The sequence below is a fragment of the Chitinophaga sp. 22308 genome (assembly GCF_052045305.1).
Classification (GTDB): Bacteria; Bacteroidota; Bacteroidia; order Chitinophagales; family Chitinophagaceae; genus Chitinophaga; species Chitinophaga varians_A.
This window is the reverse complement of the sequence record NZ_JBQEOP010000001.1, coordinates 906,905-932,481: the sequence shown is the minus strand read 5'-3', so window position 1 is coordinate 932,481 and position 25,577 is coordinate 906,905. Positions and strand designations below refer to the sequence as shown.

20 protein-coding genes are annotated in these 25,577 nt (G+C 50.6%); 11 read left to right on the top strand and 9 right to left on the bottom strand.

Annotation, left to right across the window (positions count from 1 at the left end):
* Positions 1–120 precede the first annotated feature (120 nt).
* Positions 121–498 carry a winged helix-turn-helix transcriptional regulator gene (locus ACTJJS_RS03760; protein WP_440662477.1) on the top strand — a complete coding sequence of 126 codons (378 nt, stop codon included), beginning with the start codon at positions 121–123 and terminating at the stop codon, positions 496–498.
* Here the strand turns inward: ACTJJS_RS03760 and ACTJJS_RS03755 are convergent.
* The 3 genes from ACTJJS_RS03755 to ACTJJS_RS03745 all read right to left on the bottom strand — a co-directional run bounded on the left by ACTJJS_RS03755 (position 476) and on the right by ACTJJS_RS03745 (position 6,021).
* The gene (locus tag ACTJJS_RS03755) at positions 476–2,851 is read right to left on the bottom strand and encodes an ABC transporter permease (protein ID WP_440662476.1); all 2,376 of its coding nucleotides are present in this window, start codon (positions 2,849–2,851) and stop codon (positions 476–478) included. The two genes, ACTJJS_RS03760 and ACTJJS_RS03755, sit on opposite strands and share 23 nt — an antisense overlap.
* 186 nt (positions 2,852–3,037) lie before the next feature.
* Complete coding sequence (locus tag ACTJJS_RS03750; RefSeq protein ID WP_168869192.1) at positions 3,038–3,526, bottom strand: GNAT family N-acetyltransferase; 489 nt, start codon at positions 3,524–3,526, stop codon at positions 3,038–3,040.
* 80 nt (positions 3,527–3,606) lie between these two features.
* Positions 3,607–6,021 (bottom strand): ABC transporter permease, encoded by a 2,415-nt coding sequence (locus tag ACTJJS_RS03745; RefSeq protein ID WP_440662475.1) that lies wholly within the window; start codon positions 6,019–6,021, stop codon positions 3,607–3,609.
* Here ACTJJS_RS03745 and ACTJJS_RS03740 point away from each other — a divergent pair, their 5' ends adjacent.
* Together ACTJJS_RS03740 and ACTJJS_RS03735 are read left to right on the top strand one after the other, a co-directional pair.
* On the top strand, positions 6,022–6,915 hold the full coding sequence (locus ACTJJS_RS03740; RefSeq protein ID WP_440662474.1) for an AraC family transcriptional regulator: 894 nt from the start codon (positions 6,022–6,024) through the stop codon (positions 6,913–6,915).
* A gap of 198 nt (positions 6,916–7,113) precedes the next feature.
* The gene (locus tag ACTJJS_RS03735; RefSeq protein WP_440662473.1) at positions 7,114–7,953 is read left to right on the top strand and encodes a hypothetical protein; all 840 of its coding nucleotides are present in this window, start codon (positions 7,114–7,116) and stop codon (positions 7,951–7,953) included.
* 13 nt (positions 7,954–7,966) lie between these two features.
* Here ACTJJS_RS03735 and ACTJJS_RS03730 read toward each other — a convergent pair whose 3' ends face one another.
* On the bottom strand, positions 7,967–8,563 hold the full coding sequence (locus ACTJJS_RS03730) for a DUF4974 domain-containing protein (protein WP_440662472.1): 597 nt from the start codon (positions 8,561–8,563) through the stop codon (positions 7,967–7,969).
* A 713-nt stretch (positions 8,564–9,276) separates the two neighbouring features.
* Here ACTJJS_RS03730 and ACTJJS_RS03725 point away from each other — a divergent pair.
* From ACTJJS_RS03725 to bioA, 6 genes are all read left to right on the top strand, one after another.
* Positions 9,277–9,948, top strand: coding sequence for a response regulator transcription factor (locus tag ACTJJS_RS03725; RefSeq protein WP_440662471.1), 672 nt, complete (start codon positions 9,277–9,279; stop codon positions 9,946–9,948).
* A gap of 14 nt (positions 9,949–9,962) precedes the next feature.
* Positions 9,963–11,225: an ATP-binding protein gene (locus tag ACTJJS_RS03720; protein WP_440662470.1), complete on the top strand. Its 1,263-nt coding sequence runs from the start codon at positions 9,963–9,965 to the stop codon at positions 11,223–11,225.
* A 72-nt stretch (positions 11,226–11,297) separates the two neighbouring features.
* On the top strand, positions 11,298–13,295 hold the full coding sequence (locus ACTJJS_RS03715; RefSeq protein WP_440662469.1) for a TonB-dependent receptor plug domain-containing protein: 1,998 nt from the start codon (positions 11,298–11,300) through the stop codon (positions 13,293–13,295).
* A 59-nt stretch (positions 13,296–13,354) separates the two neighbouring features.
* Positions 13,355–15,304 (top strand): LTA synthase family protein, encoded by a 1,950-nt coding sequence (locus tag ACTJJS_RS03710; protein ID WP_440662468.1) that lies wholly within the window; start codon positions 13,355–13,357, stop codon positions 15,302–15,304.
* A gap of 177 nt (positions 15,305–15,481) precedes the next feature.
* On the top strand, positions 15,482–17,980 hold the full coding sequence (locus ACTJJS_RS03705) for an ATP-binding protein (RefSeq protein ID WP_440662467.1): 2,499 nt from the start codon (positions 15,482–15,484) through the stop codon (positions 17,978–17,980).
* Between the two features lie 18 nt (positions 17,981–17,998).
* Positions 17,999–19,291: an adenosylmethionine--8-amino-7-oxononanoate transaminase gene (bioA, locus tag ACTJJS_RS03700; protein WP_440662466.1), complete on the top strand. Its 1,293-nt coding sequence runs from the start codon at positions 17,999–18,001 to the stop codon at positions 19,289–19,291.
* Positions 19,292–19,347: 56 nt separating this feature from the next.
* Here the strand turns inward: bioA and ACTJJS_RS03695 are convergent, their stop codons facing one another.
* From ACTJJS_RS03695 to sppA, 5 genes are all read right to left on the bottom strand, one after another.
* Positions 19,348–19,842: a DUF2911 domain-containing protein gene (locus ACTJJS_RS03695; RefSeq protein WP_440662465.1), complete on the bottom strand. Its 495-nt coding sequence runs from the start codon at positions 19,840–19,842 to the stop codon at positions 19,348–19,350.
* A 123-nt stretch (positions 19,843–19,965) separates the two neighbouring features.
* Positions 19,966–20,496 carry an SRPBCC family protein gene (locus tag ACTJJS_RS03690; RefSeq protein WP_440662464.1) on the bottom strand — a complete coding sequence of 177 codons (531 nt, stop codon included), beginning with the start codon at positions 20,494–20,496 and terminating at the stop codon, positions 19,966–19,968.
* Positions 20,497–20,504: 8 nt separating this feature from the next.
* Positions 20,505–21,038 (bottom strand): SRPBCC family protein, encoded by a 534-nt coding sequence (locus ACTJJS_RS03685; protein ID WP_168869205.1) that lies wholly within the window; start codon positions 21,036–21,038, stop codon positions 20,505–20,507.
* Positions 21,039–21,080: 42 nt separating this feature from the next.
* On the bottom strand, positions 21,081–22,187 hold the full coding sequence (locus tag ACTJJS_RS03680; RefSeq protein WP_440662463.1) for an ABC transporter permease: 1,107 nt from the start codon (positions 22,185–22,187) through the stop codon (positions 21,081–21,083).
* Between the two features lie 296 nt (positions 22,188–22,483).
* On the bottom strand, positions 22,484–24,235 hold the full coding sequence (sppA, locus tag ACTJJS_RS03675; protein ID WP_440662462.1) for a signal peptide peptidase SppA: 1,752 nt from the start codon (positions 24,233–24,235) through the stop codon (positions 22,484–22,486).
* Positions 24,236–24,320: 85 nt separating this feature from the next.
* On the opposite strand from sppA, the gene folK reads away from it, so the two are divergent.
* Positions 24,321–24,815: a 2-amino-4-hydroxy-6-hydroxymethyldihydropteridine diphosphokinase gene (folK, locus tag ACTJJS_RS03670; RefSeq protein ID WP_440662461.1), complete on the top strand. Its 495-nt coding sequence runs from the start codon at positions 24,321–24,323 to the stop codon at positions 24,813–24,815.
* Between the two features lie 116 nt (positions 24,816–24,931).
* Complete coding sequence (locus tag ACTJJS_RS03665) at positions 24,932–25,561, top strand: deoxynucleoside kinase (RefSeq protein WP_440662460.1); 630 nt, start codon at positions 24,932–24,934, stop codon at positions 25,559–25,561.
* Positions 25,562–25,577 lie beyond the last annotated feature (16 nt).

The window sequence follows — 25,577 nt, the reverse complement described above, 5'->3', positions numbered from 1 at the left end:
TATCGTTTTTAAATAGTGGCGCAAATTTAATACATATTATGAATACTTCATATTATCGGCATGAATCTTATCTACCGGCAGATAGCTTATTTTTGTACAGATCTCCCAATAGCTACTGCCATGAAAACATATATCAACAAGTATCCTGAATGTGACTACAAAGGAAGAACAAGGGCCCTGAGTGATGCGATGGAGCTCCTCCAGGGCAAATGGAAAGTATTAATTATCGCGGTGTTGTGCTGCCGCGGACGAAAGCGTTTTTCTGACCTGCAACAGGAAATAGAAGGCATCAGCGCTAAAATGCTGACACGGGAACTGCAGGTACTGGAACTGAACCTGCTGGTGTCCCGCACCGTTTGTTCCACCAAACCTGTTACGGTGCGATACGAGATCACGCCATATGGAAAAACCCTTGAAAAAATTGTCTTTCAGCTGATGGACTGGGGCGCGGAGCACCGCCGCCATATTATGGCGTCTACTCAGCCTGTAAACTCCTGACGGGGTTCTGCATGGCCGTCTTCACGGCCTGGTAACTGATGGTTGCCAATGCTATCAGCACCGCTATACCGCCTGCCAGTATAAATACCCACCAGTGAATGGGCGTATGATAGGTGAACTGGTTGAGCCAATGCGACATGATGGCCCATGACAGCGGAAATGCAATCACCGCTGACAGCAGCACCAGCTTCAGGAACTCCATCGATAACAACCGCGCAATGCCTGTCACGCTGGCACCCAGCACCTTGCGGATACCGATCTCTTTGGTCCTGCGTTCTGCAGTATAGGCTGCAAGGCCGAAAAGTCCCAGGCAGGAAATAACAATCGCCAGTGAAGCAAATATCCGCGACAACCGGCCTATCAACTGTTCGCTGCTGAACATGGCATTAAACTGTTCATCTACAAAACGGAAAGCAAACGGATAACCAGGATTATCTTTCGCCATTACCCGCTCAATGCTCTTCACCGTCTGTTCCGGATCGGCATGGGCTGCCATACGGATATACATCTGCCGCGGATCATTGTCCCGCTTGAAAAACGCCACCGGGTCGGGCTTCCCATAAATGTCACCGTACACATAATCTTTCACGATCCCTACAATACGATAAGGACGGTAACTTTTTTCCGCATTGTCCGGTACCAGCAGATCCCTTCCAATACTGCCTTCAGCGCCCATCAACCGTGACAGCGATTCAGTGATCACCACGCTGAAGCTGTCCACAGTGGCCCCGGGCAGGAAGTCCCGCCCTTCTTTCAGCTCCATGCCGGAGGTAGCGAAAAATTCCGGTGTAATACACCTGTTGGAGATCAGGAAACCGCTTTCCGGCGATCCAGGCCACCGGAAGGCATTGGTATTGTTTCCACCTTCAATGGTAATATGATCAGATAAGGCCACGTTCTCTATAAAGCCCGTGTTCAGCAGGTCCTGGCGGATGGCAGCAAAGTCCTTTCCCATCCTGCCGGTAACACTCATTTCCAGCAGCTTGTCCTTATTATAGCCCAGCTTTCTGTGCTTCACATGTTCTATCTGCTGATAAATGATGATGGTGGAAATGATCAGTACGATGGACACGGTAAACTGCAGGGTGACCAGCCCCTTGCGGATCACGGCGGCGCTGCCGCCGGGCATTTTGATGCCCTTCAGTACTGCAACCGGATTAAAGGAAGATAAATACAGGGAGGGATAACTGCCTGCCATCAGCCCGGTCACCACGGCTATTGCCAACAATGCGGCCCAGTGTGAAGGATGTTGCAGGTCTAAAGCAATCTGTTTGCCTACCATGGCATTAAACGCTGGTAATAACAGGCCAATGATCACCACCGCCAGCAGCGTGGCCACCAAAGACATCATCATGGCCTCACCGATGAATTGCACGATGAGCCGGCCTTTTCCCGCACCCAGCACCTTGCGCACCCCTACTTCTTTGGAACGCTTCTCACTACGCGCAGTGGCCAGGTTCATAAAATTAATGCAGGCTATCAAAATGATGATCCAGCCGATAACGGTGAACAGGCGCACGTACCCGATACGTCCGCCGGATTGTTTACCATCCACGAAGTCGCCGCGCAACCGCCAGTCATTCATCGTAAATAAAAACGGGGTGGTGATGGCTTTGGGGAATTTCGCTTTCACATACCCTGCCAGCTGCCGGTTGAGCGCCGCCGCGTCAGATCCCGGCACCATCTCCACGAAAGTATGGATGGCGTTGGCATCCCATGATGTCAACCATTTGTTCTGATTAAAATAAGTCTGAAAAGGCGCCAGCCATTCAAACGTCAACGAGGAATTGGGCGGCAGGTCTTTCACTACGCCTGTCACCATGTATTCCTGCTGGTTGTCCATCTTCAGCATTTTGCCGGTCACGTTGGTCGTTCGCCCGAAAAATTTCCGTGCAGCCCTTTCCGTTATAACGAGAGAATAAGGCTGTGCGAAAGCCGTACGTACATCCCCTTCCACAAAAGGAAAGGTGAACATACTGAACAACGTACTGTCTGCATACATGCCGGCCGCATAATAAGCGGTGCTGCCATTGTTGAACATGGCAGAAACTGTTCCCTCCGTGGTACGGCAGATATCGGCCACTCCCGGAAGCTCCGCTTTTATGGCTGGTCCCATCAAAGCAGGGGTGGACCAGAAAGTACGCTTGTAGCCATCATACTGCCAGTGCTGTAAAACAGCGTACAACCGGTCTTTCTTTTCATGCATACTATCGTATCGCACCTCATCTTCCACCCACAGGAAGATAATGCCGGCGCAGGCAATGCCTGTCATCAATCCGAAAATATTCAGGAAGCTGTATACTTTGTTCTTCCATAAACTGCGGACGGCTGTCCGGAAATAGTTGGTAATCATGAAAATGGATTTTCCAATCGGATGCCAACAAAAAACACATTAATATACAACAACATACATATCACACATTGTTAAAAATGTCCGCTTTTGATACAGATTTTGTTCAGTTGCGGATAGCGGACAAAAACAGCACCGGCCAGCCGGTGCAACGAATGCCCAGGCTGGCCGGTGCGATGTGTACATGGATCATTGTGCGAGATTGGTTGGATCATCTCTCAGGTCCATCCGCATTTGGACCAGGTGTTTTTTGAATCCCGCTTTTTCATAGGCTTTTACAGCAGCTTCGTTGTCACTGTAAACGTCCAGGCGTATTTCCAGCACATCCTGTAAATAAGCCCATTCTTTCAGAAAGGCTAGTATTTTACCATTGATACCTTTGCCGCGATGCTCCGGCACTACATACAGGAAGCCCACATATGCCTGTTTATCATGTTTGAGATAAGGCCTGGAGGCAGGCTCTATACGGCAATAGCCCGAAGCAACGATCTGTGTGCCGGCTAAGGCCACCACCACCTCTACGTTGTTGGCTTCTATCATTTTGGCGATGTCGTAGTAGCTGATAGCACCATCCTTCAGGGTGGGATCATAAGGCCGTTCTGCTGTGATAATGCCCTGTTCGAAAGTAAGCAGCAAAGGAAGATCTTCCTTTACGGCTTTTCTTACCGTGATTTCCATATGTATTGATTGGATTTATTAACAGATAAACATTCACTTTATAGGATAGTAAATGTCGGACATTATCTGTTTACACCCAACTATTCAGACCGTAAACTGTGTGCCGGGTTCACCAGCGCGGCACGGATACTCTGGAAGCTCACCGTCAGGAAAGCGATCAGCAGCACCAACACAAAGGGAATGGCAAACAACCACCAGTGCAGTGTTGTCCGGAAGGCATATCCCTTCAGCCATTGCGTAACGCTGAACCATGCCACCGGCGTGGCCACCGCGAAAGCGATCACGATCAGCACGGCAAATTCACGGTACAGCAACCGCACAATCTCTGATACGGAAGCACCGAGTATTTTACGGATACTGATCTCTTTGGTCCGCTGCACAATAGTAAAGGAGGCGAGCCCAAACAAACCAAGGCATGCCACCAGGATGGCCAGCGCGGTAAAGACGCCGAACACTTTTCCAAAACGCTGGTCAGCTTTGTATTGTTCGTCGAAATGTTCGTCCAGGAAAAAATATTCAAAGGGATTGGATGGGAAAAAAGTATTCCAGTTGCGCTGTACCGTCGATATGGTAGCGGCGATATTGTCCGGTGATATGGCAACGGAAGTATACCCTCTCACATCGGCACGCAGCCGGAGGATCAATGGCTCATAAGCATCATGCAGGGACTGCTGATGAAAATCTTCCACTACGCCGGCGACCCTCAGCGTGTCGCCCCAGAAGAAAACAAGTTTGCCAACAGCCGCCTCCGGACGATCAAAGCCCAGCCTGCGGACACCCGTCCTGTTGAACACCACGGCGCCTTTTGCCCCATCCATACCAAAATCGCGGTCGAAATTCCGGCCGGCAATCAGCTTCAAATGGTAAGCAGGCACGTAATCATAGTCTACGAAAATAGCGCGGAACTGTCTGCCCTGGTTTTCGGGCTGCTCTATCAGACGTATGCCACCGGCATTGATGATAGAAGCCTCGCCCGGCACAATGGACGACACCGTCACGCTATGAACAGCCGTTTCATGCATCAACTGTTCCTTGAATGCCTGTTGCTGCCTCATCAAAGTAGAATCGGTATAAACAATGGGCGGCTTTATGACCAGCGTCTGCGCAATGTCAATGCCCAGCTGCTGCGAACGCATAAACCGTATTTGCTTAAAGACGGTGAGCATTCCTACCAGTAAAAACAAAGAAGCGGCAAACTGCACCACCACCAATGAACGGCGTAACGTACTGCCCTGGCGGGAAGAGATGGCTTTGCCTTTTAATACCACCACCGGTTTAAAACGGGAAAGCACAAACGCCGGATACAAACCGGACAGGAATGAACCCACCACAAACAGCGCGCCCAGCACGGTCCAGAAAAGCCGGTCATACAACAGGGAAAAAGATAACTGCTGGCCTGTTATGCTGTTAAAAAGCGGGATCGAAAAAACCACCAGGAACAATGCCGTGATGACGGCCATGCCGTTCAGCATCACCGATTCAATCATGAACTGCGCCACCAGCTGCGACCGGAGGGAACCTATCGCTTTGCGCACGCCCACTTCCACCGCCCGGTTGATAGCACGGGCCGTTGCGAGGTTGATGTAGTTGATCCAGGCAATAGCGATGATAAACAGGGCTATGCCCATCAACAGGTATACCGTGTTGCCCTGGCCGTTCGTTTCTGTTTCCATCATCAGGTGGGAATAAAGATGGATGTCCTTTATCGGCTGGAGATAATATTTTGTCGTGAACTCTTTAGGCACGTCCCCGTAGTATTTGGCCACCATCGCCGGAAACTTGGCTTCCAGCTTCTGCGGGTCGGCACCGGGGCGAAGCAGCAGGTAAGTCAAACAACCATCCCACTGCCACCCTATTTCCGGATCATCGGGCTTCACCATCTCCTGGAAGGTGGCATATGAGTACAACGCTTCCGCCTTCAGGTGGGTATTGGAAGGCATGTCTCTGAATACGCCTGTTACTTTAAAAATATCCCGGTGATTTTTGCGGAGGATTTTACCAACCGGGTCTTCCTGTCCAAACAATTTATGGGCGATGCTTTCTGAAAGCACCACTGTATTAGGTTCTGCGAGTGCTGTTTTGGCATCTCCGCTAATGAGCGGCGTGGAAAACACATTAAAATAAGCGCCGCTGGCATAATACACGGATGATACCTTGACGCTTTTTTCGTTATTGACCAGTATTGCCTCGCCTTGTTTGACCAACTTGACATAGTCTTCCACTTCCGGAAAAGCGTCCTTGAAATGATTACCTACCGCAAAAGCACCGGCAGCCCAGTTCGTGCTCAACTGTCCTTTCTCATAACGTTCCTGCCGCACCCGGTAGATACGGTCGCCTTTTCCCTGGTTGTTCTCGTAACTTAATTCATAGGCCACGTATTGCAGGATCAACAGGGAAGCCGCAATACCAATGGCCAGTCCCATAATGTTAATGGCAGAAAACACCTTGTTACGGCTGATATTCCGCCAGGCAATCTTGATATAGTTCTTCAGCATATGAAAAAAATTGGCAACGGTCAGATTACAAGAAACCTGCCACCGGCCAGCGTCCGTGCCAGATGGGCCGTTGCGCCGACAGGCCGTCGCCGGACTGTTTCATTACCGTACACCGCCTGTCCGATAATGAACGTTTCTTTTTACCTTTACGTAATGTACCGGCAATATAAACCACATCCGTTACTGGAACCATATATAGATGCCTACTGGACCGTTATCTCGGCCAAAGGGTCTGCGGCCGTTGGCCGTATATTGCCCGACGGTTGTGTGGATATCATCTGTAACCTGGGCGATGCCGCCATCAGTGATGCCGGCACTCCGCAGCAACAATGGCTGCACGCTGAAAAAGCATACCTGATCGGCACCATGACGCGGTACAGTGATTCCTGTCAGCCGGGAGCATCCCGCATGATCGGTATCCGCTTTAAGCCTGCCGCTTTTAACTCCTTCTTCCGGCTGCCTTTACAGGACATGGCGGATGAATGCACCGAGTTCGGACAGGAGCTGGTCCCCCTGCTCCTGCGGGCCGGCAACAACTTTATTCCCGTATTGGATAAATACTTTCTCGAACATAACACCCAGGCGTCCCGTGAGATGTTGCCCATTGTGGATACCATTTACCGGCACCGGGGCTCTATCAGAATCGGAGACCTCGCCCGTGCCCATTTTCTCACGCCCCGGCAGCTGGAGCGGCAGTTCCTTAAACATACCGGTGTCAGCCCTAAGGCATTCGCCAATATCGTGCGTTATCAGGCCGTACACCGGCATATCCGTACCAACCCCGGCAGCAGCCTGCTGCAAATAGCCTTTGACTATGGCTATTATGACCATTCCCATCTGACCAATGATATCCGGAAATATACCGGCAAAGCTCCCTCTCAAACCCAGGGCTGAAGCCCTGGGCTACGATGTGAGCCAGGCTGTTTTTCAAATTCGGATGCTTTGAAAGGGTATACGCGGATTGCCGGGAAATAACCTGACTGTTCAACAAAAAAATCTGAAAATAATTGCCCGTGTTTAGAAGTGGTTAACAAATGCCAACCTGATAAGCTGTATTCTTGCACCATGGTTAATCGCTAAAAACCCGATGATATGCCAGGGCAACCGTATTTTACCAATGAGGGCGGCACATGGATGTTTCATCAGTCAGCTGTACTGGTCACCTATCACAGCGAGCTGCTGCACGCTATGGACATGATGCATACGAGGCCATTGGCCGCAGAAAGAATATTCCGTAAAATTATCCTGGCCTGTGGCAACAGCCATATTGACGCGCTGCTATCACTGGCCGTTATCCTGAACAGGACCGGCCGGCACATAGAAGGGAATGCCCTTATGCACAGGGCGCACCTGATCTGCATGGAAGCGCTGCCGGCGGCGTTCCGGCCCGGCACCGACCATGTCTATTGGTGCGTGCTGGAAAACCGGCCTTTTCTCCGTGCCCTCCACGCGGTCATTCCGGAGTACATCAAGGAAAAACATTATGAAAGAGCGCTGGACAAAATCAATTTCCTGCTGAAGATCAATCCGCAGGATGACACGCTAGCCAATGCGCTCCTGCCGGTATGTTACATGCACCTCGGCCAGTATGAGGAATACCTCGCCTGGTATCAGCAACAACCTGCCGACAACCATACCTTAGAGAATACATTTTTTTCTTTCCTGGCCCTCTATAAACTGGGCCTGGCAATACAGGCTAAAGAACGTTTCCTGGAAGCACGACAGGCCTGGCCTCATATGGCAGCAGAACTGCTGAAGACCAGCCATCAGTTTCCTACAGATGAATTCGCGGAATATCAGGCGCAAATACCGCCCGGCAGCAGACAGGAAGCATTTGTATGTTGGCTCGCTTCCAGAGAATTATGGCAGAGGGAAAAGGGGCTGAAGAAATTTATACGATCTGTCACAGGAGCGCCCGCAGGCCTCCCCTGATATTGTTATACGGCTATTGTAATGAACGGATATGCAGCGTAGTGCCTTGGTAATAGTAATCCACCGCACTGCTGTATTTCACCACATTCATAAAGGCATCGAGCGACTGGCAGGGGTCCATACAGCCGGTAAAGCGGCGGTGCAACATCTCAGGGTCGTCAAAAGTCACACTGATCGCAAAACGTTTACCAATTATCTTCCTGATGTCATTCAGCGATGCATCCTGAAAAGTATAAATGCCATTTTTACGTTTTGCGCCCTGCAATTGCATGGTAAGCGGATCACGAAAAACAGCCGCCGCCCTTTCATTGACGGCCAACTGACGGATCACCTCTTTCTCATGCCGCCTTTGCCACCAACCGCTCCAACACAGCCCCGCCAGGATAATACTGACACATATGCCGGGTATCGTGTAACTATACGATTGGGCTTCGTCCTCCTGCATGAGTTCATCCTCCACCGCTAACCATCCTGCGCCGGCATCCGTTACATCTTTTTTAGGGTCGATCTTGCCCTCTCTCATCAAACGCCGGTATTCCCGGGCTACCCGCCGGGCATTGGGTACCTGGTCCATCAGGTCAAACAGCTCTTTGGTTTCTTTGTTGCTCAATGTCAAGTGTTTTTGAATATCAAAACATCAGTGGTACCCGTACGGATACCGGTTATCATCAGGTATAATATAAAGGCCGACAATACCGGCTTGCCGCATATACGGCCTAAGCCCCGTAAACATAATACGGATTGTTCGCAGTAAGGGTTGTCATAGTAAGGGCATCTTTCTTCTCGTCATACAATCATCCTAAACTCCCGATAACTATCGTCGGGACATAAATTGCTACGCTATCGTTGTGATTTCATTACTTATTCGTTCGTACTTGTTTGCTATCAGCACCTTTGTCTCCTGCATGTTCCCAGGGTTTCACCCTTCAGCTCAGGGCGGCTGCACAATTTTCCGTGTATCATTTGAGATATCTGTAGGTATAAACGATAAATAATACCATCCGGATTTAACTTTGATAAACATGGTTAGCAATGATCCGCCTGACTGATGATTTCCCCCCGTTGGCCTTGTAATCGTATATACAGGCGATGCCATATATCCATCCTAACATATTTCCGTTACTCCAGCCCCGCTCAACTTATCTTCCAATCGGTAAAAAACACCATCAAATATAAATATATTATACTTTATGATTTAATTACATACAAAAATAATGCACAACATAACTCAGGGCTTCAGCCCTGGGTACAGGTTTGCTTTAGAATTAATCCCTACTTTTGTCGCACCTGCATGCAGCAGTTATTTAACAGTTATTTTACAGAATGAAAGTGCTGATCATAGAAGACGAACCTTCCTTACGCAACAGTATCCGCGAATACCTGGAACACCAGGGCTTCATCTGCGAAGTGGCAGCAGACTTCAGGGAGGCCATCGATAAAGTGACCGATTACGAATACGACTGCATCGTGGCAGACATCGGCCTGCCTTTCGGCAACGGCCTCGATGTGGTCAGGGAACTGAAATCACTGAAATCCAAAGCCGGTATCATCATCATCTCAGCGAAAGACTCCCTCGAAGATAAACTCAGCGGCCTGGAGCTGGGCGCCGATGACTACCTCACCAAACCATTTCACCTCTCAGAACTCAATGCCCGCATCAACGCGCTGCTGCGCCGAAAAAACTTTGATGGCAACACCAGCATCAGTTTCTTCGAAATCACCGTCATCCCCGCTTCAAAAACAGTACTGGTACATGACAAGTCGATCACATTAACCGGCAAGGAATACCAACTGCTGATGTATTTCATCGCCAATCAACATCGCGTGGTCACCAAATCAGCCCTGGCAGGACATCTCTGGGGCGACGCCTACGACCAGGCAGGCTCGTACGACTTTATCTACACCCATATCAAAAACCTCCGCAAAAAAATGATGGAAGCCGGCGGAGAAGACTATATCAAAACCGTATACGGTACCGGGTACCGTTTCGGCTAAACTGAACGCGCCGCATGAAACTGCTCACTAAAACCACCTTATATTTTATCATGATCATGTTGCCGGTATTTGCCGGCGGCGCCTTCTACCTGTTTCATAAATTCAACAAGGAAATCAAACACGAAACAGACGAGGAGTTGGCCAACGATCAGTTGCAATGGCTGCGTTACCTCGACACGGCCAGCGTTGACAATCCCATTTTCAGCTTCCAAACCCAGGAATTCCAAGTCATTCCCACAGACCAACCGGTACAGAAAAAATTTAAACTCAAAGGCGTCACCCTCTACCAGGAAACCGAAGACGCCCAGGCACCCTTCCGGGAACTGTCACAAGTGATCAGCATCCACGGAAAACATTATCAGATGATACTGCGCAAGTCCCTGATTGAGAAAGACGACCTGGCGAAAAACATTATCTACGTCATGCTGCTCGCCTTCGGAGGACTGCTCATGTTCGTTATCCTCTCCAACTGGTTCATCAGTCGCAATGTATGGCGCCCCTTTTATCGCTCACTCGATAAAATCAGGCAGCTGCAGCTCAATAAAATGGAAACACGGCGCTTTCCCTCCACCCCGACGCATGAATTTAATCAGCTCAACGAAGCGCTCAACCAGATGACTGACCGCATCCATCAGGACTATATCAACATGAAAGAACTGACGGAAGATGCCGCGCATGAAATGCAGACACCGCTCGCCATCGCGCAGAGCAAACTGGAACTGCTGCTCCAGGACGAAAACCTGTCTGAAAACCAACTGAAAAATATCGGTCAAACCAGCGAAGAGCTGCAACGCCTCTCCCGCCTCAATCACAACCTCCTGCTGCTGGCCAAAATAGAAAACCAGCAGTACCCGGTGACCGAACAACCAGACCTGCATCAGGTGCTCGTTCAATATCTTTCCCTGTTCGAAGAACTCGTCCGGGAGAAGGAACTTACCGTGGAAACAGACCTGGCGCCCACCGCACCATGGCCACTGCACCCCGCACTGGCAGACATTCTCATCAGCAACCTGCTGGGCAATGCCATCAAATACAACTACCCCGAAGGCCGTATCCATATCAGGCTCACCGCCAAAACCTTTACCATCTCCAATACCAGCAACCTGCCGGAAATACCGCCCGGCAATGTATTTCAGCGGTTCAGAAAAAACAACCTGGGTTACTCCAATTCCAACGGACTGGGACTTGCCATTGTAAAAAAAATAGGAGATTCCTATCATATCCGGCTCTCTTACCAATACCTTAACGGCCTCCATATTTTTACCGCTTCCTGCTAGTACAGATTTGCACCAGATTGTATTTCTTTCTTTGTACTGTAAATAAGAATCTATCACGAAAGTTGTACATCCATGCGACCGCTTATTGTAACTGGGGCCCTTTGTATCGTTATGCTGTCCGCGTCTGCGCAGCAGCGTGTAACCGCTCCCGTTAAAGACACCCTGCACAGGGACACTACACAGGTACCAGAGATCAGTAAAATATCCGATCTGAACGAAGTCATTATTTCATCTACCCGTAATAACAGTCGCATTGCGGACTTACCGATGAAAGTGGAAATACTGGGCCGCGAAGAAATGACGGAAGAAAGTGGCATCAAACCCGGTAATGTGACCAGTATCCTCGGGGACCTCTCCGTCATACATATACAGAACACTTCGGCTGTCAGCGGCAACAACGCCATCCGTATGCAAGGACTGGACGGCAAATACACCCAACTGCTGCGCGACGGTATGCCCGTGTACGAAGGCCTCAGCGGCAACTTCGGCGTGCTGGCCATTCCGCCGCTCGACCTGAAGCAGATAGAGATCATCAAAGGCTCTGTGTCTACCCTGTATGGCGGCGGCGCCATCGCCGGCATGATCAACTTCGTGGCCAAAACACCCGGTGCCAAACCTGAACTGACCATCCTCGCCAATCGCAGCACGCTGAAAGAAACCAATGGCAACGTATGGTATTCGCAACGTTACGGTAAAACAGGCCTCACCCTCTTTGCCGGCGTTACCACCCAAAACCCGGTGGACGTCAACGACGACGGTTTCAGTGACGTGCCCCGCGTACGGCAATACCTTATTCATCCCCGCTTTTTCTGGTATCCTGACGCCAACACCACGCTCATAGCAGGTTATACCGGCACCATCGAAAAAAGGGAAGGCGGCGATATGCAGGTGCTCGATCATCATGCCGATAACCTGCACACCTACACGGAAAGCAACAACAGCGAACGCCATAGCGCCGACGTGCAGTACACCCGCAAAAACCTGGGCGGCGGTACCCTCACCATCAAAGGCGTCGGCAGTTTCTTCCATCTCGAAAACATCGCAGGCAACTTCCCGTTGAACGGCCGGCAAACCAATACCTACCTGGAAGCCGCCTACAATAAAAAAAGCGGCCGGCATGACTGGGTCGTTGGCCTCAACAATACCGGCGAAATATACCGCCGTGCCAACGGTGACAGCACCCTGCTGGGCAACTACACCTACAACACCATGGGCGCCTTCGTTCAGGATGGTTACCATTTCTCTGATAAAGTAATGGCAGAAGCAGGCATCCGTGCCGACTACCACAACGTATTTGGCTGGTATGTGCTGCCCCGCCTCGCTTTCGTGTACAAACCGCTGGAAGGCCTCAGCCTGCGCCTTAGTGGTGGCACCGGCTATAAATCACCCGCCATTTTCTCCGCACAGACACAGACCATCGGCTACCGCAACCTGCTGCCACTGGCTGCCGGGCTCAAATCAGAAAAAAGCGGAGGCATTAACTTCGACGGCAACTACCACACTATGCTCGGCGATGTAGACGTCACCCTTAACCAGGCGCTCTACTACACCCATATCAAAGACCCGATTCTGCCGGTAAGCAGCGCCACCGATCCCGGCAAGGTGCTGCTGGCCAATCAGCCGTATGCCGTGAACAGCCTCGGTACCGATACGTACGTGCGGCTGGAGCTTGACCACCTGGAACTGTACCTGGGTTATAACCACACTGTTTCCAAATACACCGACGCCGCCTCCACCCGGGTGGCTTTCGCTCCACAGGACAAGTTCGCCGCCACACTCGCCTACGAGATAGAAGAAAAATGGCGCTTCGGCATCGAAAACAGCTGGATAGGCAACCAATACCTGGAGAACAACGAGAAAGCGCCCAACTACTGGTTCTGGGCAGCCATGGTGTCCCGTAAACTGGGCGAGCACGTAACGCTGGTGCTGAACTGCGAAAACGTGTTCGACGCCCGTCAGGGAAAACACATGCCGCTGTTCACCGGACCGGTCAGCAATCCTCAGTTCGCACAGCTGTGGGGCCCTATAGACGGCCGTACCATCAACCTGTCGGTTAAATTCGACCTGTAACAATTTCTGCTTTTTCTTTCAGGGAACGGCGTACCTTTGCGGCCACATTTTATACAGCAATGAAATCTGCAAAAAATCGGTACGCCGTTCTTTTCGGCTTTGCCGGCCTATTCCTGGTCCTGTCGTTCTTAGTACGCACCGCGTTGTTAATCTGGGCCTTCCCGCAAGCCGGCCTTTCCTTTAATGGCATCCTCTCTGTCTATGCAAAAGGCTTCGTGTACGATGTAGGCGTAGCCCTCTTCTTCACCATCGCTTATGCCCTGTACCTGTTGCTGTTGCCACAAAGGCTCAACAACACCGTCTTCAACCGCGTTTTCACCTATACCGGTTTTTTCCTGGCGCTTATGATCGTGATCTTCTCGTTCTTCGCCGAGTTCACTTTCTGGGGAGAATATGCCGGCCGGTTCGATTTTATCGCTGTAGATTATCTCATTTACACGTATGAAGTGATCAGCAACATCAACCAGTCATATCCGCTGCCATTGCTCATTGGCGGCGTATTGCTGGCCACCGCGCTGCTCACCTGGTGGTGCAGCCGCCGCGGCATGTTCCGCAACAGTTTCCAGTCACGTACGCCATTCGCGAAGCGGGCAGGCATCTTTGCCCTCTTGCTGGGAGGCGTGCTGGCACATGCTTTTCTGATCAGCAACGGCTGGGCGGAAAAGAGCAAAAACCGTTATCAGCAGGAGCTGTCCAAAGCGGGCATCTATTCATTCATATCCGCCTATCTCAATAATGAACTGGCCTACGATAAATATTACCTGCTGGAAGATGATGACAAAGCCTTCGCCACCATCCGCCAGCAGCTGCAATCGCCCGATGCACAGTACCTGGAAAACGGCCACAGTATCTATCGCAGCATTACCGATACTGTTGCCGCGGTAAAACCGAACATCATCATGATCACCATCGAAAGCTTCAGCGCCGATTTCATGACCCGCTTCGGTAACCAGCAACATATCACACCGGTACTGGACAGCATCGCAAAACACGGGATACTGTTTACCAATATGTACGCCACCGGTACCCGCACCGTAAGAGGCATGGAAGCCCTCACGCTCGCAGTACCGCCTACGCCCGGCCAGAGCATCGTACGACGCCGCAACAACGAAAATCTCTTTTCTGCCGCTTCCATCTTCCGTAAAAGCGGCTATGACGCCACGTTCTTTTACGGCGGCGACGGATACTTCGATAACATGAACAAATTTTTCGGTAATAACGGCTACGATATCACCGACCGCCTTCGCCACCGCCTGGTGGATGACAAGCTGGCCTCCAAACGGACCAATATCCCCGACAGCGCCGTGCAGTTTGAAAATGCCTGGGGCGTTTGTGATGAAGACATTTACAAGGCAGCTATCAAAAGCGCAGATGAAAAGTATGCCGCCGGCAAACCTTTCTATGATTTTATCATGACCACCTCCAACCACCGCCCCTTTACCTATCCCGGTGGTAAAATTGATATCCCTTCCGGCACCAGCCGCGAAGGCGCTGTAAAGTACACCGACTATGCCATCGGCCAGTTCCTGAAAGCTATCCGGAACAAACCCTGGTATAAAAACACCGTCATTATCCTGGTGGCCGACCATTGCGCCAGCAGCGCCGGCAAAAACGAAATAGAGATCAGCAAATACCACATCCCCTGTATTTTCTTCAACGTGCCTGACACCACTCCACAGGAAATACCGGTCATGTGCTCCCAGATCGATATCTATCCCACCCTGCTGAAAATGTTGCACTGGTCCTACAATTCCAATTTCTATGGCAAAAATGTGCTCGATAGCAGCTATCAGCCGCGCGCCATGGTGAGCACCTACCAGAAACTGGCTTACCTGGAAACAGGTAAAATGGTGATTCTCAGTCCCCAGCAGAAAGCCCAGTGTTTCTCCTGGAATCCCGCTAAAAATGACGAACAGCCGATACCCATGGACCAATCACTGCTGTCCCACAGCGTCGCCCATTATCAAACCGCTTACTCCCTGTTTAAAAACAACGGCATGCGGAAATAATAAGATACTTATCTGATGTTTTTTTGTATATTTATTGAGGGGATTGCCTTAGGCAATCCCCTCTCCTGTTCCATAACCGTTCGCCAGCCTGAGAAAGCTTTTTTGATCATCGATAGCATGCAGCCTTTGCCAGGCGCATGCAGTGAATGTGCCCAAACCTTCTAAACCTGATCACGCATGCTGGTGAATCCCTTTTCTGGCAATAGTTCCAGGAGCCTGCCACTAGAAGATGGAATGGATGACCATACCGGTTTTCCCCAACAGAAAGCACTCGACATCATTACGGCCCTGCATACCAGCTTTGCAGACAACAAGCCCGCACAGGTGTGCCAGGCACTGCTGCTCGAACTGATCACCCTCACCGGCAGCGAAGGCGGTTTTATGGGCGCCATGGAAAAAGACTATTTTCATGAGCCATACCTGGAAGTACAGGCCATCATCAATATCCAATGGCACGCCAACGTACAGCAATACTTCGGTGCCCGCCTTGAACGCGGACAACATTTCACCAATATGGACACCCTCTTCGGTAGAGTGTTAAACGAAGGAGAGCCCGTGCTCAGCAACCATCCGGAAAAAGATGAACCACACCATCCTGCCGTATTCCGGGCCTTTCTGGGTATCCCGGTCTGCCATCATGGTGACACCATCGGCATGATAGGACTGGTCAACAAACCCGGTGGATACCATCCGTCACTTATATCCTTGCTGCAACCTGTCGCGCTGACATACGGTGCGCTGCTGCATACCTATCGTACCCATTGCAGCCGGGAAAGCCTGGAAATGACCAACCAGCAGCTGGTCACCGAACTGCATGCCTTTACTTCTTCTCTCGACGATATTGTATTTGAGCTCGATGAAAACCTGGTGTTTACCCGTGTCTGGTGCAACCAGCAGCACCTGCTGTTTTTCCCGGAAGATGAAATACTGGGCAAATGCATGATGGATTTCGTGGGAGAACATGCCAATGCTTTCCTGCAACTGACGGACACACTGCTCCGCACCGGCGATCCGCAATATTATGAATATGCCGACATCCGGCAGGACATGCCTTACTGGTACGCAGTGAAAATGCGCCTGATGCCCGCCAGCGACAGCTCTCCGCGCCGTGTCCTGCTGTTCATACAAAACATCACCCAGCGTAAAAGAAGTGAACTGGAGCTGCGGCAGGTCAACGCAGACTACGCCCGGAACATAGAGATACTCGATATCACCCAACAGATGGCACTGATCGGCGGCTGGGAATTCAGCCTCGTGACCGGACAGGTGTTCTGGACCAAACAAGTATACACGCTGCGCGAACTGCCGGAGAATTTTACCGCTATCTACAATGACCTGGTCTTCTATCATCCGGAAGACAGGCACCTGCTGGAAGAAGCGCAGATAGAGCTGCTCCGCCATCATCAGCCTTATTGCATCGACCTGCGGCATATTTCCGCCAAAGGCACTGTCAAATGGGTACGCACCACCGGGATACCCGTATTCCATCATGAAAAGGTGAACGCTTTCCGCGGCATCATCATGGATATCGACAAACAGAAAAAATCAGAGATAGAACTGGAAAACGCCGCCAAAAGCAGAAGCGAATTCCTGTCAGTGATGAGCCATGAAATAAGGACGCCGCTCAATGCTATCATCGGCATCGCCGGTATCCTCCGTGAGCAGCCCGGCGCATTGCACCCGGAGCTGTTGCAGAACCTGCATTTCTCCGCCAACCACCTCCTGGGCCTCGTCAACGATATCCTCGACCTCAGTAAAATTGAAGCAGGGAAAGTCATCCTGGAATATATCCCTTTCGATCTGCACGACCTGATACAGGGCATCACCGGCAACTATCAGCCACTCGCGGCAGCCAAAGGACTGCAACTGTATACCCGCATCGATGCCGGTATCCCGCAACAAGTACTGGGTGACCCGGTACGCCTCGGACAAATCCTCAATAACCTCGTTAACAACGCGGTGAAATTCACCAATGACGGATATATCAGCCTGGAGCTGTTACCGGAGAAGTCCGACCATCATTATGTGAACATCTGCTTTAAAATAACAGATACTGGTATCGGCATACAGCCCGAATTACAGGGCCGTATTTTTGACACCTTTGTACAGGGAGATTCCGCCACTACCCGGGAATATGGCGGCACCGGCCTCGGTTTGTCCATCACCCGCAAACTGGTGGAACTGATGAACAGCCACATCTCCGTTGAAAGTCAACCCCAGCAGGGCACCACCTTCCGCTTCTCCATTACGTTCGCCCTTCCCGACGCCAATACCGAACCTGCGCCGGCCGCCACTATCGACCCGGCCAATATGCTCACCGGCAGACGGGTGCTCATCGTGGAAGACAATAAGATCAACCGCCAGGTGATGCAACTGCAGCTCAATAAAACCGGGGCTGACGTAACACTGGCGGTCAACGGAAAAGAAGCCGTCGCCAAAATGCAGGAACAATCTTTCGACGGCGTCATGCTTGACCTCCACATGCCTGAAATGAACGGGTATGAAACCATTCCGTGGATACGCCGCCTGCAGCCCAATGCCTTCATCATTGTGCTGACCGCCGATATCATGCCTGACGCCTCAGAACAGCTGCGGCAACTGGAAGTGAAAGACATGCTTCCCAAACCCTATAAAGCGGAAGACCTCTACCGGATACTCCACAGGTATAAAAAATGAATTACCTACATTTGCGGCATGTCAACAGCTAAAGGAAACCTGTCTGCCAGAGACCTCGAAGTGATCTGGCACCCATATACCCAGATGCAGACCGCTCCTGCTCCTATCGGTATTGTTCGTGGCGAAGGCGCCTGTTTGTATGATGAAGACAACAATGCTTATATAGATGCCACCTCCAGCTGGTGGGTCAATATTCACGGGCATGCACATCCGCATATCGCGCAGCAGCTGGCAGCGCAGGCGTTACAGTTACAGCATTGCATCTTCGCCGGCTATACCCATCCGCCGGCCGTCAACCTGGCGGAAAGGCTTTTGCAGCTGTTGCCTTCCAACCAGCGTCGCGTGTTCTACTCTGACAATGGTTCCACCGCCGTGGAAGTGGCCATTAAAATGGCGTTGCAGTACTGGCATAACAAAGGACAACGCAGACATAAAATCATCGCTTTTAAAAACGCCTATCACGGCGATACCTTCGGCGCCATGAGCGTCAGCGGCCGCAGCGTGTTCACCCGCGTGTTCGATGATTTCCTTTTTGAAGTCCATTTCCTGGACGTGCCCACGGCAGGCAATGCACAGGACCTCATTGCCTCCATTGCTGCGCAACAGCCGGACGAAGTCGCGGCCTTTATCTTTGAGCCGCTGCTGCAAGGCTCCGGCGGCATGGTCATGTACGATATCGCCGGATTTGAACAGCTCCTGCAATATTGCCGGCAACAAAATATCCTGCTCATCGCCGATGAAGTGATGACCGGCTTCGGCAGGACAGGGAAAAATTTCGCCATGGAATACATGCAGACCGCTCCGGACATGATATGCCTCTCCAAAGGGCTCACCGGCGGCAGTATGGCGCTGGGCATCACCACCTGCACCAGCGATATCTATGAAGCGTTTCTCTCCGATGACAAGCTGAAAACACTGTTCCACGGGCATTCCTTTACTGCCAATCCGCTGGCATGCACCGTGGCGCTCGCCAGCCTCGACCTCTTCGTGGACCCGGCCTGTGCGCTCAATCGCCAACGGATATACGAAAATCACCGGCAGTTCCTCAAAGAACTGAAACAACTTCCCATGGTTAAAAATCCCCGGCTTTTAGGGACCATCCTGGCATTTGAACTGGTCACAGACAACGCGGACGGTTATACGAACCAGCTGGCGGACCATCTTCACCGCTTTTTCCGGGCCAAACGCATTATGCTACGGCCATTGGGCAATACATTGTACATCCTGCCGCCTTACTGTATTACAGATGAACAGTTGACGGCCGTATATGGCAGTATCCGCGAACTGGTAACATCACTTCAACCGGCATAAAAAAACAAGCGGCGAAGAGGTTATCTTCGCCGCTTGTTTTTTATCCTTCAAAAAAATCACTTCACAGGTACAGATACTTTGGTATCATCCCATTCAAATACCACCGCATTGCCGGGCAGGGTGAAAGTCAGTTTTTCCACCGGTGTTTTCAGCGTTTCGCGGGGTACTTTTACAGATACCACGTCTTCGCCTTTGTTTTTCTCGTAATCGTAGGCGCCCCACTGGCCCAGTTTACCGTTCAGGATCACGGTCCATGTTTTGGTATCCGGGATGCTGAAGAGCGTGTACGTGCCTGCCTTCACTGGTTTGCCACCAAATACCACATCTTTCTTGAAAGTGATTTCAGTAGCTTCATCAGCGCCGGTACGCCATACTTTTCCAAAAGGCTCCAGGGTACCGAATATCACCCTTCCTTTTTTGGACGGCTGGCCATAGACCACTTTAATGTCTTTATTTTCTACGTTTACATGTGGGCTTTTTCTGGCTTTCTCCTGAGCAAAACCGAGTGTGGTGGCCATACAGAAAAAAGCAGCCAATAAAAGGTGTTTCATTGCAGATGTAGTTTTTTGTGTTGTGGAATAAGGTAATAACAACAATTTAGAACTATTACACTGCTCCACCTTTATTTATTGGATAAATGGTAAAATAAATAAATTTAAAAATTCCTCCTTTGATCACGGGTGCTCGCAGAGGTGGCTCAGGCGGGTAAGGCCATCGGCCATAGCCGGGCCGTAGATGCGGTCTGCCAGAAATCCCCGGAGTTTCCACCAGGGCGCCAGGCCCAGTTTTATTTCCATGTGCCAGAAGATCGCGGTGGCTTTACCATCGGCGGTGGTTTTCAGTTCAATGCCCCCTTTCACCGGACGCATATTTTTGATGTCCAGGGTATAATGTACGCCTCTGTCAGGCTCACTGCCGGTAATAGTGACTTTGCCGCTGTTGAATTTCCCTTCCCAGGAATAGCTGGCGCCGGTACCGGCGGTCTGTGCAGAAAATACCAGTTGAGCGGTAGTATCAGGACGGCTCCACGGGTTCCAGTTTTCCCAGGCCCTGAGGTTATTGACCTGCGCATATACCGAATCGATGGGCGCCTGGATCACCCCGGTACGCTCTACCACGGCGGTAGAGGGGAACATCAGCGATAACAGAAACACAAACATGCCCAGTACAACGATGCTGATGCCTAACAATTTAAAAAGACGCATAATGCTGATTAATTACGAACTACTAATCGTTTTATTCCTTCCAGTCCCTTTTCGAAGTCCTGGCCCACCCATTTATCCATCATCAGTCCCATTACTTTGCGTAATGGATGCTGGCCCATGTTACAGGTCATGCTCCAGCTCACCAGCGTACCTTCCCCTACAGGGTCCAGCCGGAATGTGCCTTTGGCAATACCTACCCGCATAAAATCGGTGTCTGTGGCGATGTACTGCTCCGGCCGGGATTCCGTAATGGTCATATGCCCCGTCCCAATGTTGCGGTTATGGCTCTTCCAGCTGTAGCTGGCGCCGGCGCCGCTGTCTTTTTCCCCATAGGTAATAGATATGTCAGGGTCCTGCTCTTTCCAGGGCGACCACAATTCCCAGTTGCGCACAACGTTGATTAACGGGAAAATCCTGTCTGCCGGTGCAGCAATTATGAGGGAACGCTCCACTTTGACCACAGGGGGAAGAAACAAGCTGAATATGAAAAGCCCCAATACCAGGACGATCAACGCCCCCAGAAGAATAAAAAAGGCCTGCATGTAGCTGATTTTAGGTAAGCCAAAGCTAACGAAAAAACCCTGCTACTCCCAACGGAATACTTTAACGGCTACCGCATACACTACTATGCCCCAAAGGGTCAATATAGCGATGTCCCAGCCCACATGCCACAGGTGTTGCCCTTCAAAGGCCACTTTGCGCAGTGCGTCAATGAGATAGGTCAGCGGCATTACCTTGCAGACAGGCTGCAGCCAGGCAGGGAAAGAATCTATCGGGAAAAAAGTGCCTGCCAGCAGGAACTGCGGCAGTGTCACAATATTGGCCAGTGGCGGAATAGTACTCTCGTTTTTAGCGATGCTGCTTACCACAAAACCGAAGCCCATGAATACCAGCAGCCCGAAAACAGACAGTACCAGCATCTCCATAAAGGTGGCCCATCCGTGTACCAGCGTAAAACCGAAAGCAAAATGGCCCAGCCCGATAATCACCACAGAGCTGATCAGCTGGAAGATCATACGGCTGAAAGCCTCTGCCAGCACTATATAGGTACGTTTGATCGGAGTGGCGAAAAAACGTTTTAATACCAGTGTTTGTCTTAAACTGTAAAAGAGAAAGGCGGTGCCGAACACAGCAGCGCTCATCAACGCAAAACCAAGCTGGCCGGGCAAAATAAAATCAATGGTCTTGAAAACACGGCCGGGTATCTCTTCGGTCGTAAAAGTCGCCACGGAAGCGCGTGGATAAACATGATCATCGATACGCGCCGCCACTTCCTTCAGCACAGACATCAAAATGGCTTTTTTGTTGGCATCTGAGGCCGTGGAGGTCCTGACATTCACCAGGAAATGAGGCAGACTGTCAGCCCCCTGCTGAGGCACAATATTCAGGATGGCTGTAATACGCCCCTTCTTCAGATCATCTTCCATCTCTGCTGCAGGCTGGTCACTGACCAGTTTCAGCGTTTTCACCTTTGACAGCCCTTCATAAAACCGGCTGTTGATATCAGTATGCCTGTCCACGCCCACTTTCACGGATACACTGCCGCCACCAATAAATCCGAATACCAGAATGAACACAAGCGGGAATCCCAGGCTAAAAACCACCGCGGAAGGGCTTCTGAAAATACCTCTTAAACTTCCTTTTGTTATAGCCAGCATGGCCCTCCATTGGCTGTACTTCACTCCATTCATCTGAGTCTCGTTTGTTAAAAAATCCCGTAAAACTACTCAAAAAATTAACGTCCTTTCCGATTTTTCATGCTTCATATCCGCAGTCTGGCAGGAAAATGTTCCTTTTAGGTATTTTTCTCCCCTTTTCGTTCATTTTTCATCGTTTTTTGATGGTTTTTTGCTGCTTTTAATCTCTTTTAATGATTTTCCGGGAGATGCCCCCGCGATTTTTAAGTGGATTTTAATATCAGTTAACGCCATAAAAAAGGGGATGAACAACAGTTGTTCATCCCCCGGTATATTAAAATCTGATCGTCTTAAAACTTGTACACGAAAGGCAGTTTGGCCTGTACATCGCCAGGTATGTGCTGGATAGCCTTCAGTTGCTGGTACAGGTCGTAGTTCACGCCCATTTCTCTTTTCACCATGGTGGCCTGTACTTCCCCGCCTACGTTTTTCAGTAACCGGGACAGCTTATCCTTGATTTCCGGGTATTCCACCATTCTGTATTCTGACACCTTTGCCAGGCGGGCAGCGCAGTTCAGGGCTTCATTCAGGCCCCCGATACGGTCCACCAGTCCGAGACGCAGCGCATCAGTACCGCTCCATACGCGGCCCTGCGCGATGCTGTCCACCACAGCGGCGTTCAGCTTACGGCCGGCCACCACCCGGGATTTGAACGAAGCATAGATGCTGTCCACACCATCCTGGATAAAACGTTTCTCCACTTCGTTCAGCGGACGGGACATGGTGCCCAGATCTGCATACGGCGCTGTTTTCACACCGTCGAATGTTACACCCAGTTTATTTTTGAAGAAGTTCTCCATGTTAAACATGATACCAAAAACACCGATGGACCCGGTCAGTGTGTTAGGCTGTGCAAAAATGCTGTCGGCCATACAGGAAATATAATATCCGCCGGAAGCCGCATAGTCGCCCATAGACACCACCACCGGCTTTACTTTTTTAGCCAGTGACAGTTCACGCCAGATCACCTCTGAAGCCAGGGCGCTGCCGCCACCGGAGTTAACCCGGAAAACGATCGCCTTTACTTTTTTATCTTCCCTTGCCTTACGGATATCATGGATATAGCTCTCGCTGGCAATAACGTTCTGTTTATCGGATTCTCCGCTGATAATATCGCCCTGGGCATAGATCACGGCGATTTTATGCTCTCCGCCGCCATTGCTCAGTGTCACAGCGCTGTTGTATTTCAGGAAAGGCACCAGGTTAAGGTCTTCATCAGATTTGATACCGGTTTTGTTTTTCAGTTCACTCACCACTTCGTCGTCATATTTAAGACCGTCTACCAGTTTATATTTCAACGCGTCCGGCGCTTCGCGGATCAGGTTTTCATTGGCATAACCATGCAGGGAGGCGGTGTCCAGCTGACGGGCCGTACCAATGCCGTTGAGGTAGTTGCCATACAGTACACTCAGGAACTGATTGGTTTGTATACGGTTGGCATCTGTCATCTGTGATTCGCGGAGGGGTTCGGTCGCGCTTTTGAATTTACCACAGTAAAAAATTTCAGGTTGTATCTCCAGTTTCTCCAGGGTCCCTTTTAAAAACGTCAGCTGGGTGGAAAAACCAGCGAAGTCAATACCGCCTTTAGGGTTAAGGTACACCTTGTCAGCCGCGCTGGCCAGGTAATAACCTTGTTGCGTCATCACTTCACCATAGGCATATACAAACTTACCGGATTTGCGGAAACGCAGGATGGCGTTGCGCAGCTCTTCGGTGCCGGCAAAGCCGTTGCCGTTACCGTCCACTTTCAGATAAATACCTTTAATGTTATCATCTGTAGCAGCATGCTGGATCAGCCTTACCGCCTGGAACAGGCCGGGAATTTCGGAAGACTCGTCTCCCATAAAAGCGGCCACGGGGTTCACAATTTTCTGTTCCTGGAATGCCTGGCTGGTATGAATAGTGAGCACGCCATTGGGGGAAACCGTCACCGGCTCACGGGAAATGGCTTTCCCGATAATTGCCAGCAGCACAATAAAACACAGGCCTGTAAAGACAATGAATGCCAGAAGGGCTGCAAGGAAAGTTTTAAAGAAACGCATACGTTTTAGTTAAATGAAAGGGAAATGGAAAGATACATTTTTTCAAAAATACGGAATATGGCTACTTTTGGGCCTCAGAATATACATGAATACAGCAATATTACTTATAGGTGGCAACCTGGGCGACCGTGTAGCCAACCTGCAAAAAGCAATCGGGCACATCGCCGCAACAGCCGGAGCGGTGATAAAAACCTCCCCCTTATACCAGACAGCCCCGTGGGGCTCCGTAGACCAACCCGATTATCTCAACCAGGGCGTTGAAATACAGACCAGTATGGACGCACTAACGTTGCTGCATACACTGCTGGACATCGAACGCCAGATCGGCCGTATCCGGCAGGAAAAATGGGGCGCCAGGGTCATCGACATCGACCTGATCTTCTTCAACGATGAGGTCATCTCCCTCCCGGAACTGAAACTGCCGCATCCCCGGATGCACCTGCGCCAGTTTGTGCTCGTGCCACTGACAGAAATAGTCCCCGAGTACATGCACCCCCTGCTGCATAAGACCGTCAGGCAGCTGCAACAGGAATGCCCGGATGACCTGAGCGCCGTTAAACTTAGCACGCAAAGCCACTAAGCAACAGAGGCGCAAAGGGAAACAACTTCCACCCTGCCGCCTGACAGGTGAGCTAAACTAATCTTTATCTTTGCTGCTTGGCTGCTTAGCAGCTTTGCGTGCAAAAAAACTAATCCATGCACTATAAATTCATTACCATAGAAGGAAACATCGGCGCCGGCAAAACCACACTGGCCAATATGCTGGCCAAACACTTTTCAGCCAAACTGATACTCGAAGAGTTTGCCGACAATCCCTTCCTTCCCCTCTTCTACGAACGCCCGCAGCAATACGCCTTTCCGCTGGAACTGTTTTTTATGGCGGAAAGATATAAACAGCTGAAAGACATGCTGCAAACAAAAGACCTCTTCTCCGAAGTGGTGGTCTCCGACTACCTGTTCATCAAAAGCCTGCTGTTTGCCAAAATCAACCTGCCAGAAGAAGAATATTCCCTCTACCAGAAACTCTTTGATATCATCAATCCACAACTGGTACAGCCCGAGCTGCTCATATTCCTGAATGCGCCCGTTACCAGGCTGCAGGAAAACATCAAACACCGAAACCGTTCCTACGAACAACAGATACCGGATGAATACCTGCTCAATGTACACGACATGTACATGCAGTATATCAAACAACATCCTGTCCGTACCCTCGTTATCGATACGACAAAAGTGGATTTCCTCCGGAACCCGGAGGACTTCAAAAGTCTGCTGACAGCGCTGGACAAAGAATATGAGCCAGGCATGCACTACCTGAAACTGTAACGGTGATGGTCATAAA